The sequence below is a fragment of the Vibrio sp. SG41-7 genome, from assembly GCF_014164465.1.
In the GTDB taxonomy this organism is placed as follows: Bacteria; Pseudomonadota; Gammaproteobacteria; order Enterobacterales; family Vibrionaceae; genus Vibrio; species Vibrio splendidus.
On record NZ_JACJFF010000135.1, the window covers coordinates 1 to 13,927 of the forward strand.

The following is a 13,927-nucleotide window of genomic DNA, read 5'->3' on the forward strand; positions in this document are numbered from 1 at the left end:
TCTTGAGACTACGCTCCGTTAAATCGAGTGGTGATTTACAGGATTACTGGAATTTCCATAAACAGCAGGCTAAACAAAGGCTGTATGGCTAAAATGTAACGTGTCGATTCAAAAGAACCACACCCAAATGAATTTGCAGCCTCTTTAGAGGCAAAAGTTACGTCATTAGATAGGTTTTTCATGTCAACTCCAATAGAGCGAGTTTATAGGATGCCCTGATTACCTAACATCGCTCCGGTTTACACGAAACATATTGGTTTAGATAAAAACACCTTTTTCACAGGGCGGTCTAGTCGAAGGACTGGTCAGAGATTTGAGCATCTTTCAGCGCGAAACCAAATTGACGATTAGATTTTCCTTTTCTTTACTCCATTTTTCCACTCCCAAACTGCCCAAAATGGACCATTTCACGAAGTCTCTAACCTTTGCGACGTATTTGCCCAAAATGGGCTGATGCAGAGTCATAATCTATGCGCCTACCCTATTAGACTGGAAACCTCAAACAGGTCTAATTAAAGAGGGCAATACATTAATGAAACGTTCAGCATTGGCAATTGCTTTGATTGCAGCATTAAGCGGATGTGGTTCCGGTGGAGAAGATGGAGGAAGTAGTTCCAATACAAACACCAACTCAGGAACAAAATCTGGCTCTATTAAAATTGATAACATCTCGATAAAAGAAGGAAATTCAGGTAACAGTGATGCCAAAGTGCGTGTTACTCGTAGCGGTGGTAAAGATGGTGTAATTAAAGGTAAATACCGAACTACCCCTGGAACTGCATTATCAGATCAAGATTACCTGGAAACTGTTGGAGAATTTGAGCTTCAAGATGGCGTTACTCGGGTTGATTTGATCATCCCTATCATTGGTGATGTAAAGGATGAAGATGATGAAACATTCTCCGTTCAAATTTTCGATGTTTCTGGTACCTCCAGCATAGAGAGAGATACTGCTACCGTAACAATCAACAATGATGACTCCTCTCCAGAAATATCATTTACCTCAGAAATCAGAACCACATCAGAAGGAAGTGGTCGCGTTAAAATTCCGCTACAACTAAACACTTCATCAGGAAAAGATGTAAGCGTCAGTTACGAACTCAGTGGATTAGCTATTAACGGCCAAGATTATAGTGTCATCAGTGACAGCACTATTGTTTTCCCGGCTGGAACTACTGAGCAGTTTCTTGAGTTAGATATTGTTCAAGATGACGTTCCCGAAGGCGGTGAAACAATAAAAATTAAACTTACCGAGGCTAACAATGCCACACTCAGCAAACAGTTTGAGACCAGTGTTATTATCCTTGGAGACTTAGTGTTAAACGATACTGGCGTCACCAGATATGTAAATGGGAATGACTTCGATGCCCAAGGCGCACCTAATGATCTTCCGGGGCAAGATGCTGAATTTGGCGCTGATACTGACTCACCAAACTACTTAGATGGTTATGCAGGTTTCTCTTTTACAAAATTAGACGTTTCCGGAAACCACCTTCCTCATACAGCGACGGCATGGTCATGTGTCTTGGATAACCGAACAGGGATCGTCTGGGAAAACAAAGGTGATGCAATTACTGATATTCCATCTTCACTTTCGGAAGCAGAATTCAAAGCCCTAGTAAATGATGCTTGGAGTGCCAGCAGAAACCCAAGCTCAAAGGATTATGTTCCTTACCCTTATTATCACTGGCATCAAAACTGGCAAGCTAAAAACTACCTATACACCTGGTACAGCAAAGATAGAACTAATGACGGTGGCAGTGCTGGTGGCGCTTCACTAGAATTCCAAAACCGTAATGCTCCTGTTCACAATAAGGCACAATGCGCGTTCCCTACGACAGATAACGCTGGTTATGTAAAAGTCACATCATGTAGTACCGATGACTACATTCGTGCGGCCAACGAGCTAGCCGTTTGTGGCTATAAAGATTGGCGATTACCTTCCATTGAAGAGCTACGTTCTATTGCCAATTATGAAAACAGTCAAACACTGCTCGATACCGACTATTTCTATAACTACGAAGGTGGCGCACCGATTTGGTCTGGAACCCCGAGTTCAAATGGTGAAGGTACAGCATGGTGCATGGACTCAAGCAATGGACAAGCTAAGTTGTGTCATAAACAAAGCAACTCGGCGAGCATTCGTTTAGCAAGAGGAGGGAAACAGTGATGAAGTCCAAACTAACCGTTGCGGCAAGCATTCTTTGTCTTGTAGGGATATCAACTCAAACTTACGCACAGACTTGTAAGTCAGATATTATCGCTCCCACCACCAATATAGAGCAATTTACAGTACATAAAGACGGCACAGTTACTGACGCCGCAACAGGCTTGATGTGGACCACTTGCACTATGGGACAAAGATATAGTGCCGATAACTGCATTGGAACTCTAAAATCATTTCCTACTTGGTCTGATGCGTTACTAGCTGTGGACGACGCTAACAGCAGCAATTTACTAGGGTACTCTGACTGGAAACTACCCAACATTAAAGAGCTTGGTTCCATTGTCGAAAGGTCATGCTCAGCTCCTGCGATCAGATTGGAGGTATTCAAAAGCACCCCAAAAGTACTTTATTGGTCAAACACTCCTGACAGCAAGGTTAACCCTCAGTTGAAAGCGCGAGTTATTGATTTCAATGAAGGAACTGAGTTCGCATCGTTAGCACAATCTAATATATATCTGCGGCTAGTTCGTGACCTTAAAGAAACGTCCAACTAATTCCATCGTAAGCCCCGGATTTTATTCTGGGGCGTTCCCATAGTGAAGTACACGCGATGAACAAAACATTACCACCTGATACCCCAGAGCAAGCCCGAATCACCAACTATCAAGGAAACCAACTGATAGTTAGGGCCTATGCTGGCACGGGAAAGACAACAACCCTCATCAAATATGCTCTTGCTAACCCTCGGCTAAGAATGCTGTATATCGCGTACAACCGAGCGATAAGAGATGAAGCAGCGGAAAAGTTTCCCCGAAATGTTACGTGCAAAACCTCTCATCAACTAGCATTCGCATCTGTTGGACGTATGTTTGCGCACAAATTAGTGGGAAACATTCGCCTGACCGATATAGCACAAGCGTTAAACACAAAAAACTGGACTCTTGCAAGAGACTGCCTGGATACGCTAAATGCATTTATGTGCAGCGCAGATGACCAGATTCTGTATGACCATTTCGAAAGAGCAGATACTGGATTACTACTAACTACAAAGCAAGAGAGATACGTAATAGAAGTCGTTCAAAGTGCAGAAGATATTTGGAAGAGGATGTGTGAACCTCAAGATCCTTTCCCTATGGTTCATGATGGATACTTAAAGCTGTACCAATTATCTCACCCCAATCTATCATTGAGATACCAAGTAATCCTCTTTGATGAAGCACAGGACGCAAACCCAGTAACTAGTGACATTGTAATTAGGCAGCGCTCAAGGACTATTCTTGTTGGAGACGTCCACCAGCAAATCTATCGTTTCAGAGGTGCAAATGATGCGATGAATAACCCCCGCTTCTCGAACGCAGATCAACTCTACCTCACACATAGTTTCCGATTTGGGCCTAATGTAGCGATGGTTGCTAATGCCCTTCTCGAACTAAAAGGAGAGACCAAGCCGGTAATTGGGCGCGGAGCTAAAGATCAGGTTCTTATGATGCTACCTCAAAATATCGGGCATCATGCTGTGTTACACCGCACGGTAATGGGAGTTATTCAAACTGCTTTGGGCTACACAGGTGCGGGACATAAAGTTTTCTGGGCTGGTGGTATAGAGTCTTACCAAATCGACTATCTGGAAGATATCTTTTGGTTCTCACGAGAAGAAAGAGAACGTGTCAGAAACAAGCAGATACTTAATGATTATGAGGACTATCAAGAGTTCACCGAGATAGCTCGTGCGACTCAAGACAACGAGATGTTTAGAGCGATGGCAATTATCGAAGCCTACGAAGATCTTCCTGAACATCTTGCGATATTACGCCTTAACACCCTAAAAGACGAATCGGTTGCAAATGTCACTGTGTCTACCAGTCATAGAGCAAAGGGACTGGAGTGGGATTATGTCCAACTATTTGATGACTTCCCTGACGTTTTGGACCCCGAGCTAGAACCTGAGGCACGGGATGATGAGATCAATCTACTTTACGTTGCAAGCACGAGAGCCATGCGAGCACTTGCGCTTAACGCTTCAGTGGAAATGGTGATCAGGTACATCACCCATAAGCGTCAACTTGAAAAGATTCAGCAGGAAGAAGCAACTAACAATCAGTCAGAACACATAAAAACAGCCTAATCGACCAAAAATACAACAATAAAACCTCCCCTAATTGCCCTAAATGGGAGGTTTCAGATGCATTCCTTAATCCTCCCCCCCGTTACCATATGCCTGAATGGGAAAATATGTGTGGTGACATGAACAACAAGACTTTAAAGAAAGCTACTTTAGCGCTGGCATTGATAGCCTCAATGCCAAATATCTCCGTAGCAGAAGACAGTAGGCCCGGCTTTTACGATAGAAAGGCGGAAGGATGGTTTTTCTATGAAGTCGAGCCAGAAGAAAAAGAAGTACCTAAACCTAAGCCAGTAGCAGTGCAACCTCCCCCACCACCTCCTGAGCAAGAACAGATGGCCCAGAGTGAAGGACCTGAATATTTTTCTGCTGCGTGGTTTAGAGAGAACTTACCTAAATACAAAGATGCTTGGTGGGATAACCCAACCATTGAGAACGCTAAAGCTTTTGCTTACATGCAGCGATTCGCAATGGATCGTTCAGAACAAGCGCAAGATGCATATGAACTGGCTATTTTAGGTGATCCTTATCTTGATGAAGTGTCCAGAAGACCTTATGCCACATTCGCATCTCAGCAAGTAGATAGTAAGGCTGGGAAGGAGAGGCAGACATTACTTGGGACTGTAGCAAGTCGTGTGGGTCTATTTTTCTTCTACCAGCCAAACTGCGAAATGTGCGAAATACAGGCTCCAATAGTCAAAATGCTTGAGCAAGGATATGGATTTACTGTCGTGGCAGTATCTTCTGACGGCACCCCTTTCCCAGGAAACATTTTCCCCGAGTTCAAAGTAGATAACGGCCATGCCGAACAGCTAGGTGTCGTCACCTACCCAGCTTTATTCTTAGCTTCACCAGATGGGAGTTTTGCTCCTGTTGGGCAAGGGGTAATGTCACTTCCAGATACAGCCAATCGAATTCTAGTTACTGCTCGCCGAGCAGGTTGGATCAGTGATGACGAATTCAACAAAACAAGAGCACTGGTTAATACCGACAACAACATTGCGGAAATTCTTACCGATAAAACAGGTGAGGCTTCCTTAGAAGAAATCATGACGGATGATAAAGGGAACTATATCCCGCCGGAACAATTGATGGACTTCATCCGCGAAAAAATTAAGGAGAAATAAGATGTTCAGAAAGAACAAGCTGCGGAAGAAAGCTCTCGCTATTTGCGTAGCATCCGTTCTGTGGACAGTACCGAGTATATCTACAGCTAACGGCTTAAAGTCTGAAATGGACGCCCTTTTCAATGAAATGAGCAATGTCACTCAACCAGGTGTATTTGAAACACAGCGTCGAGGGGTTCTGGCTGGTGGTCGATACACAACGAAAACACGCATATTTAATGAAAACCTAGTGTCATTCACACCTCCATCATGGAAAGCTGGTTGTGGTGGTGTTGACCTATTTGGGGGCTCATTGAGCTTTGTTAACGCAGAACAAATCGTCACTTTGCTGCGTTCGGTAGCTGCAAATGCAAAGGGATACGCATTCCAATTAGCATTGGATAACGTCTTTCCTGATGGTGCAAAATGGATAGAAAACTTCCAAAAGAAAATACAACAATTAAACCAATATTTGGGTAATTCTTGTCAACTTGCACAAGGTATCGTAAATGACGCTACTTCTTCATTCGATGTTAAACACAAAACTGACGCTTCCATTACAGCTACCACAACGGGTCTGTTTGACGATGTATTCTCATCTAAGCAAGAGCAAGGCGGTTCTACACCACTCGAACAATTGAAATCAAACAACCCAGATGAGTACAAGAAAATGATTGGTAATATCATCTGGAAGCAATTGAAGAAAAATAATGCAAACGCATGGTTCACATACGGAGACAACACATTACTAGAAGCCATAATGTCTGTGACGGGAACAGTAATAATCGGTGATATTGTTAATGATTCACACGCAAGTATTACGGAAAAAACGACACCAATCACCACTTTACCTGGCAATAAAATCCAAATTTCAGATCTAATCACTGGTAGTAACGTTGAAATATACTCATGTGGTTCAGATACTGAAAATTGCCTAAGCGCTGGGGCAACTGGTGGCGGTGTTAAAACCGTCAACATCACAGGCATAAAGAGCCAAATTGAAGATATGCTTATTGGTTCAAGTACATCTACAGGTATTATTTTCAAGTTTGCTAGTAATGCTGGAACACTATCAACTAGCGAGCAAAACTTTTTAGCTAGCTTACCTGTTGGTATAGGTGCAATCATCCGAAATCTTTCTGTTCTATCTAAAGACTCTGCAATGCTATTTGCCTCAGAGTCGTCTGGAGCGATTTCTCTAGCAATGATGTATTCATTTACAAATGAGCTTTTCAGAGCTGCATTTATTGCTATATCAAACAGTGATAGTCCTTATAAACAGCAAGCCTTGGAAGTATTGCGTGAATCTCAAGCCAACATGAGAGCCGAATACTCAATTCTTACAGCTCAATATGGAGATCTCTCTTCTCAAATCGAAAAGTACAACAACCTCCTAAATAACGTTCGAAAGCAAAAATATATGTTATCGACGCTAACTAAAGCACCAAGAACAAAGGAGTAAAACTTCATGCCTGAATTTACTATTTACTCCATTGGCGACTCAGCATTTCTTGAGCAGATATTAATTGCTGTAGCCATGATCACGGGGACCAATGACTTCACCAAGATGGTCAGTGTTGGGTTGCTTATTGGTGTAGTGATGATAACCGTTCAATCTGTTTTCCAAGGGGCAAAACAGATTAATATTCAGCAAATTTTTATGGGGTGGCTACTATACGCCTGCTTCTTCGTACCGACTTCATTAGTTAAGATTGAAGATGCTTACACCGGGCAAGTTCGTCCTGTGGCAAACGTGCCGATTGGTATAGGCTTTGCCGGAGGTGTTATATCGAATGTTGGCTACACCCTAACAAAATTATTTGAGACTGGTTACGGCATTATCGTACCCAATGTTACTGAAACTCACTTTTCTGAAACACTCAAGCTACTGAATGATGTAAGACGCGGTGTGTACGATAGCGCTATTTTTACAGCCCTAAACCAAGATCAAGGTGGTGGCTATGTTGATGTTCGTCGCTCAGTTTCTAATTACATTAGAGAATGTACGCTAACAAAAGTAGATCTCAACCTGATGAGCTTAGATGAGCTTCTAACACTCCCTTTAGATCAAGCCTTACAATTCAATTCTTCACTATACGGAACGCGTGTATATCTAAACGCGTCGAATCCCGATGGTGGTGATTTTACTTGTAGTGAGGCATGGTCTACAGCTGAGGGGGTTGGCATTGTTGGGGCATTAAATAACCTAAGTGGGTCCAATGTAAATAACGCTTTAAACAATCTACTTGGTGTAGATCCTACCTATACAGGTGTAAATGCTCTAACAAAGATAGCTGACTCATTACAAGCAGTAGGAGCAATTTCCACCTCAGCAGTAGAATATACAAAAGTCGCTCTACTAGAGCCTTTGTATTATGAAGCAGCTGCCGGACGATACCAGGACCTTCAAGACTATGGTTCTGCATTGATGATTAACCAAGCGATTCAACAGCGAAACACTCAATGGGCAGCAGAGCAATCTATGTTCATGTCAGTCGTCAGACCGATGTTAACGTTCTTTGAAGGTTTTGTTTACGCGATAACTCCTATAATGGGCTTTATCATCGTTATGGGTTCAATGGGAATGACGTTGGCAGGAAAATACTTCCAAACGGTTCTCTGGATACAGCTATGGATGCCAGTTCTATCTATAACAAACCTATTCATTCATACAGCAGCGACTAATGAAATGGCAAGCCTGTCTACACCAGGCTTAAACTCAATGTATGCATTATCCTCAACAGGAGACATTCTACAGAACTGGATCGCTACGGGGGGAATGTTAGCAGCAGCCACTCCTATTATTTCACTGTTCATAGTGACAGGATCAACATACGCATTTACCAGTCTAGCTAACAGGGTTAACGGTTCTGATCATGTCAATGAGAAAATTCAGTCGCCTGATGCTTTGAATCAAGGCCCTGTAATGAACAGTCAACCTGCATATAACCACAACCAATTTAGTGGAACGATGGCAACTGGTGCTGAAAGTTTGATTAGTACTTTTTCTCTCGGTTCATCTATCGGAAGCGGTGTCAGTTCTGCAAGAGCATTGCAAAGTCAAAAATCAGAAGCTTTTTCTGATTCTCTGGGTAGAGGATTTGCTCACGGTGTATCTCAAGACCAAGCTTACTCTCGTCTAGCAAGTATTGGTCGCACGATTGGTTCACAAAACACCCAACAAAGCCAGTTGGTTAACCAACAAGCTAAAAACTTCATGGATAAATTCCAGGTTGATGATCAACATGCTGATGCTGTCAAAGGTGCTTTCGGTATGCAAGCCATTGGCTCCTTAGATGTAAAAGAAGCTGCGGCAATGGTAATGCCACTGATGGGCACCGCTCGTGCAGCAGTAAAAAATGCAGTTAAAGGTCCCTCCAAAGGAACTGGTTTGGCAACTATACATTCTGAAGAGGATGGAGCCAAAGGCGGTGGTGGTGATATCGTAGGTCTAACTGCTCAAGCCCAGGGAAAAACGGAATCGTCTGCAACAGATACGTCAACATGGTCTGCCAGTGATGTATCGCAATTCATGAAAAATGTTTCATTGGGGAAGACTGATTCTCAGGCACTTACCAATCAATTAGCTCATGGCATTAATAGACAAGGTGGCGAATCCTTTAAACAGTCATGGGGTGATAATTTATCTCAAAATCTATCTAAGTCTGCACAAGAGCTTGTTTCTGCCACTAATGCATATACAACAATGGATCAATTGCAAAACTCTATGGGCTCGATGACAAATAGCGACTTTAAAACATTGGGTGGCGAAGTCGCTCGCTCGCCAGAAGCAATGGATTACCTCAACCAACATTATCAAAATGCACCGGACTCAGTTCGAAAAGAAGCGGCAAATCTCGAACAAAGATATCGTGGTTATGGCATGGACCCAGGTGTAGCTAAAGCGGCAGCTAGACTGACAGCTATGACAAATACCAACAACTATCAGCCAGGGCAACAAGTTGGAGGCTTCCAAGCTGCTGTTAGTGCAATCAACTTAGCTACCGGGAGAAATAGCGGATTTGAAAGCGACCCTCTACAGTACAGCGGCCTCACTCCTCCAACTGTGCCAGAGAATTTAGGGCAGACAGTTGGCAGCAACGTTGGAAGCGGTCCTGTTTTACCTTCCAATTTTAGAGAGAACACAATCAGTACGTCTGGCACAGCTCCGGTAACAGAAACGCCACCAACACCTCCTGTTACTCCGGTAACTGGCGAACATGATGCAAACCTCCAACAATTAGGCAATCTTGCAAATCAGACTAACCGAGCTGTTTCTAGCCCAGAAGAGCAAAAAGCAAGAAATAATATGCTCAATGCTTTGCCGGATATGTCATGGAGCGCTTCCACTTGGGGGGCAGTAGACAATACTGGAGACTGGTTGGCTCGAAGAGCTGAGCAAGTTGGTGGTGCAGCAGTAGCTGGTGGACAGGCGACAGCGAGCGATTTTTCAAATGCAATGGATCAGTTGCGAACCATGACACCAGAACAAAGGGACCAGTTTATCGAAGCGACTCAACGTGGTGACGACTATATATCCGAAGAGTACGGCTTTGGCGGAGAAATGGCAGTTGCAGCGGCAAAATTAGGTCGTAATGTTATTGGCGCAGCAGCTAGCGGTTACAACGCAGCCAAAGAGTGGTTAACGGGAGAGTCAGATCTCTCAGAAGCAGCGAAAGGAATGAGCTTAGAACAACGAGGGGCATTCTACGCAGCAGCAACAGCGTCGGCAGCGGAAGCTGGCGGTAGTGCAGCAGCTAATTTCATGGAACAATATGGAGATGAATTCAAGCAAACTATGGCTGAGCTCGGGACATCGAGATACGGTTTAACAAACGAACAAGCGGCTGTTTATGCTGAATCTTTTGATACTAACCAAGATAGAATGAGTCAAGCTGTTAACAACTTAAAAATGCAGTATGCTGAAACTGATGCTAATGGTTCAGTAATGATGAATGAAGATGGCAGCCCTGTTTTATCTCAACAAAACCAAGAGTTTACAGACCAACTTGTGAATGTTTTACAAAATGCAGGTGACGCTGGAGATAGATCAGGAAGTTATCTTACTGCCGTTCGTGGCTACAACATTGCAAATCAGCAATTCGATTAATTCTTCCCTTTCACCCGAATCCAAAAGGATTACCATTTGAATCTACATCCATACCTTTGTGGCCCATCATTGGCAAACCTGTAGCGGGATTGTGTCGTTTTTTCTTTGCGCATCTCCCAGTTCCTATTTTATTAACACCACCAGAATAAACAGCGCGCATCCCAACAAAAAGAATAAAAGCCATCATTGCTACCAATGCTACTTGCCACTGTATGTATGCGACAGCAGACCAGAAAACAATCGCTGCAAATGGACTTTTATGAACCAATAACACAAACCCCAACGTCCAGTACATTACAGGAACAGACATCAAAGCCCAGCCCCAAGCCGTATCTGCCGCCATAACAAAACCTAGCAACAAAAGAAACAAACCGAAAACATTAATCACATGCTTCATACTTACGACCTCAATGAATTTCATATATATCCAGTATATCACAGAATCAAACAATGCAACTATGACCATGGGTTTTACTACTCACTTTCACATGTGAAAGTGCCTACTTCACACTCTACACCTAAAAACATGGTAGAAATGTGACTTTTACTCAGTAAAAATGTGATGGATACGCTAAATTTAATATAGATCCATTTGTGAAATCAGTTGATTAGAATTTTGTTAGTGGTTAAAATGCAACCTATTAGGTCAAATGTAATGGTTGCAATTGCATCTGATCCCATCTGCAAGTCAGAGTATTAAGAGATATCCCCTTAGGGCTAATTGTGAATTTATTCTGTGCATACAGAAAACCACGGGGTTACCCGTGGATGAATGCTAATTCCAAAATTACAGCGTAAGCTGTTTGTAATTTTGGTCAACGCTTTAGCGTTGTCACGGTAAGTACCCCGGGCATGCCCGGGGGAATCTTTTAGAAACCAGCGCCCGCTCGGTTCCTAAACCTTATTTAGCTTACTACACACACGTAGAGTACATTCCTTTTTGGTACTCTGCCTCTTCGTACCACTCCCCCGAATGGTACGCCTATAGCCCATGACTCCAACCCAACTGGGCATAAAATTCTAGCAGGTCAAAAGCACCTACATAAAAATTAAACTTCAAGTTTCAATTCGCTTACTGCAAAAAAAGTCACCACGCAAGATAAAACTGTTTTTAAAGTTTTTTTCTTTTAATAGGCTCACTTTATAGACCTATAAATAAGGTCATAATACGTCAAGAAATGTCAACAAACGACAAGAAAGCAACTTTAAAAAGAGTTTGGTAATAGAGAGACAAAGGATGTATTTGAATAGCGAAATTCCCCAAAACGAAGAACAGAAACGCAGTTGGATAAAGTATCAATTAAAGATACAAGGGAAATCCCTGGCATCCCTGGCAAGGGAGCACAAAACATCTCGACAAGTACTTTCTAACACTTTGTACGAACCGTCCCCGCGCTGGGAGTACGTTATCGCACAAGCATTAAACAAAAAGCCTACTGAGATATGGCCGGAAAGATACGAAGACGGATTACCAAAAGAAAAATTGAAAGTTTAAGGGATCACCCCGAAGGACTGGCTAGGAAAATAAGGGTTTTCATATATGGCAAGGGCCAAGAAGTTTATAGCAATTACGTTTCTCGGGATGTCTAGCGTAGCAAACGCGATTGACTTAACTGGTACAGTATTCGAAAAGGCAGCAATAAAACACGGTGTAGAAGCGAAGCTTTTGTACTCTGTTGCGTTGGCTGAGTCAGCTACAGGTCGAGGTGATGGAAACATTAGCCCTTGGCCTTGGGCATTAAGGACACTCAAAGGAGGTCCTCATTACGAGACTTCTCTCGAATCAGCCAAGTTAAAACTCGATGCACTTCTCGCTCAGCACGGAAAAAATGTTGACGTAGGTATGATGCAAATCAATCTGCGTTGGCATGGAGATAAAGTAAGTTCTCCAGATGAGCTCTTGGACCCTGCTAAAAACGTTGACGTCGGAGCTGGTTACTTAGCCCAGTGTATTTCGTCCGCTCCTGAAGATTTGGAGCTAGGCATCGGTCGTTATTACACCTGGTCTGATGAAGCTAGAGCAAGAAATTACGGCAGTCGAATCCTCGCCATTTATAGAAACTTGGATACTGAGGGCATTTAGGATGGACTACTCATGTTCTTACAATATGAATATTGCCTCTCTTAGTGAATCCCAGGCTGATAGAAATGTTTACGAATTTGATCTGTCTTTATGGACATTGTTGAAGCACCTAGCAGAAATCCACCCACGAGAAGTCTCAGAGCAATTTTCTCTTCCACTGGAAACAGTGGAAGCACTTGCGGATGCTACAAAGTACCAATTAGAGTTCTTATCATCAGGCGTGATCCTTTCTTTTAAGCTTTCCTCGCCAGAAAAAACCTATATCTCACACTTGGAGCAATCCTTCGATCAAACTTGTTTGACGCCTTCTTCTGACTCAGGATTTGGGACTGCATATTGGTTGCTTATGGGAAAAGTATCACAGCAAGACATTAATATTGCAGCGCAAACTTTCGGGGTCTCAGTCAACCTTACAAAAATCGTATCTCAAGCCTCTGATAATCAACTAAGAAACTTAGCATGTAGCCAAGACATGCCATTTTCGTTCAGGTTTTCATCTGAGCTGGTGAGAGAAATTCTGGAAAGTGACGAACAAAGGGTTACACACCTTATTTTAAAGAAGCATCAACAATCTATAACTACAACGGGAGGCGGCAATGAGTTGTAATTCAAACTCTTTGGCCCGATGGATATCGGCTAGGAACATGGCTTTGGCTGGATACATTACCAAGATTATCATGGTAGAAACAGGGCTTACCTACAAGCAAGTACGTAGAATGTACAAAGAGCTAGAAGATGAAGGTCTTGAAATTTGCAGGAAGAGTAGAACTGCACGTGGCGGTGCAACTTTGATTCATAGCCATACATCAAAGATTGAAGCGTCTCTATTGATGCAGCTTTATTACAATATAGCTGGTGAAGCGGCCCTTCGTTCAATAAACATTGATGCACTCCATGTAGCTTACCAAATGTATTGCGCTATTAGAAATGAGACGCCTGGAATGAAAGGAACTCGTTGGCAGATGCTCGACATCACCGATGCGTGGTGTTTAGCCCAAGAGCTGCGTTCTGGTGAAGCTATGATAGAAACTTGTCATAGCTGCAAGTGCAACTACTTCACATCAGTTAATCAAAGAACAAGTGTGGATTGCCCTTTCTGTAAAAACCAAGCATGTAGCGGAAAAAATGAAGAAGAATCGCTCACCCATGAAAGCAACTATTCTTATGCTTGATTTTCTCATTGATTATCGAGTAGGGTGAGGCGTTACCGCCTCATCCCTCTCACAGAACCGTACGTACGGACCTCGTATACGGCTCCTGCATACTCCACATCACCTATAAAAGTGGCACAGCGCTAGTTCTGTGAACTTTGCACTGTACGCTTTGTGGGGACAGCTTG

Annotated in this window: 11 protein-coding genes; 10 read left to right on the forward strand and 1 reads right to left on the reverse strand. The window is 43.0% G+C overall.

Features of this window, described 5'->3' with window-relative positions; translation table 11 throughout:
- The first annotated feature begins 532 nt into the window (after positions 1 to 532).
- The 6 genes from H5300_RS22640 (at position 533) to H5300_RS22665 (ending at position 10,505) form a co-directional block, all read left to right on the forward strand.
- Complete coding sequence (locus tag H5300_RS22640; RefSeq protein ID WP_182796958.1) at positions 533 to 2,170, forward strand: DUF1566 domain-containing protein; 1,638 nt, start codon at positions 533 to 535, stop codon at positions 2,168 to 2,170.
- Positions 2,170 to 2,721, forward strand: a complete 552-nt coding sequence (locus tag H5300_RS22645; RefSeq protein ID WP_182796959.1) for a DUF1566 domain-containing protein — start codon at positions 2,170 to 2,172, stop codon at positions 2,719 to 2,721. The genes H5300_RS22640 and H5300_RS22645 overlap by 1 nt, the downstream gene beginning before the upstream one ends.
- 56 nt (positions 2,722 to 2,777) lie before the next feature.
- Entirely contained in the window at positions 2,778 to 4,292 is a 1,515-nt protein-coding gene (locus H5300_RS22650; RefSeq protein ID WP_182796960.1) for a UvrD-helicase domain-containing protein, read from the forward strand.
- A 119-nt stretch (positions 4,293 to 4,411) separates the two neighbouring features.
- Complete coding sequence (gene traF / locus H5300_RS22655; protein WP_220769851.1) at positions 4,412 to 5,416, forward strand: conjugal transfer protein TraF; 1,005 nt, start codon at positions 4,412 to 4,414, stop codon at positions 5,414 to 5,416.
- Position 5,417: 1 nt separating this feature from the next.
- Positions 5,418 to 6,857, forward strand: coding sequence for a conjugal transfer protein TraH (locus H5300_RS22660; protein WP_014386833.1), 1,440 nt, complete (start codon positions 5,418 to 5,420; stop codon positions 6,855 to 6,857).
- A 6-nt stretch (positions 6,858 to 6,863) separates the two neighbouring features.
- Entirely contained in the window at positions 6,864 to 10,505 is a 3,642-nt protein-coding gene (locus H5300_RS22665) for a conjugal transfer protein TraG N-terminal domain-containing protein (protein WP_182796961.1), read from the forward strand.
- A 10-nt stretch (positions 10,506 to 10,515) separates the two neighbouring features.
- Here H5300_RS22665 and H5300_RS22670 read toward each other — a convergent pair whose 3' ends face one another.
- On the reverse strand, positions 10,516 to 10,926 hold the full coding sequence (locus H5300_RS22670; RefSeq protein ID WP_220503558.1) for a hypothetical protein: 411 nt from the start codon (positions 10,924 to 10,926) through the stop codon (positions 10,516 to 10,518).
- Positions 10,927 to 11,742: 816 nt separating this feature from the next.
- On the opposite strand from H5300_RS22670, the gene H5300_RS22675 reads away from it, so the two are divergent.
- The 4 genes from H5300_RS22675 (at position 11,743) to H5300_RS22690 (ending at position 13,760) form a co-directional block, all read left to right on the forward strand.
- On the forward strand, positions 11,743 to 12,000 hold the full coding sequence (locus tag H5300_RS22675; protein WP_032073043.1) for a helix-turn-helix domain-containing protein: 258 nt from the start codon (positions 11,743 to 11,745) through the stop codon (positions 11,998 to 12,000).
- Between the two features lie 87 nt (positions 12,001 to 12,087).
- Positions 12,088 to 12,588, forward strand: a complete 501-nt coding sequence (locus H5300_RS22680; protein WP_259397909.1) for a transglycosylase SLT domain-containing protein — start codon at positions 12,088 to 12,090, stop codon at positions 12,586 to 12,588.
- Between the two features lie 25 nt (positions 12,589 to 12,613).
- The gene (locus H5300_RS22685) at positions 12,614 to 13,195 is read left to right on the forward strand and encodes a flagellar transcriptional regulator FlhD (RefSeq protein WP_182796964.1); all 582 of its coding nucleotides are present in this window, start codon (positions 12,614 to 12,616) and stop codon (positions 13,193 to 13,195) included.
- Positions 13,196 to 13,232: 37 nt separating this feature from the next.
- Positions 13,233 to 13,760: a FlhC family transcriptional regulator gene (locus H5300_RS22690; RefSeq protein WP_342749706.1), complete on the forward strand. Its 528-nt coding sequence runs from the start codon at positions 13,233 to 13,235 to the stop codon at positions 13,758 to 13,760.
- Positions 13,761 to 13,927 lie beyond the last annotated feature (167 nt).

Excerpts from the sequence above, each read along its gene's own strand:
- traF (WP_220769851.1), top strand. The coding sequence starts at position 4,412 with ATGAACAACAAGACTTTAAAGAAAGCTACTTTAGCGCTGGCATTGATA.
- H5300_RS22670 (WP_220503558.1), bottom strand. The coding sequence starts at position 10,926 with ATGAAATTCATTGAGGTCGTAAGTATGAAGCATGTGATTAATGTTTTC.
- H5300_RS22650 (WP_182796960.1), top strand. The coding sequence starts at position 2,778 with ATGAACAAAACATTACCACCTGATACCCCAGAGCAAGCCCGAATCACC.
- H5300_RS22660 (WP_014386833.1), top strand. The coding sequence starts at position 5,418 with ATGTTCAGAAAGAACAAGCTGCGGAAGAAAGCTCTCGCTATTTGCGTA.
- H5300_RS22640 (WP_182796958.1), top strand. The coding sequence starts at position 533 with ATGAAACGTTCAGCATTGGCAATTGCTTTGATTGCAGCATTAAGCGGA.
- H5300_RS22680 (WP_259397909.1), top strand. The coding sequence starts at position 12,088 with ATGTCTAGCGTAGCAAACGCGATTGACTTAACTGGTACAGTATTCGAA.
- H5300_RS22645 (WP_182796959.1), top strand. The coding sequence starts at position 2,170 with ATGAAGTCCAAACTAACCGTTGCGGCAAGCATTCTTTGTCTTGTAGGG.
- H5300_RS22685 (WP_182796964.1), top strand. The coding sequence starts at position 12,614 with ATGAATATTGCCTCTCTTAGTGAATCCCAGGCTGATAGAAATGTTTAC.
- H5300_RS22690 (WP_342749706.1), top strand. The coding sequence starts at position 13,233 with ATGGCTTTGGCTGGATACATTACCAAGATTATCATGGTAGAAACAGGG.
- H5300_RS22665 (WP_182796961.1), top strand. The coding sequence starts at position 6,864 with ATGCCTGAATTTACTATTTACTCCATTGGCGACTCAGCATTTCTTGAG.
- H5300_RS22675 (WP_032073043.1), top strand. The coding sequence starts at position 11,743 with ATGTATTTGAATAGCGAAATTCCCCAAAACGAAGAACAGAAACGCAGT.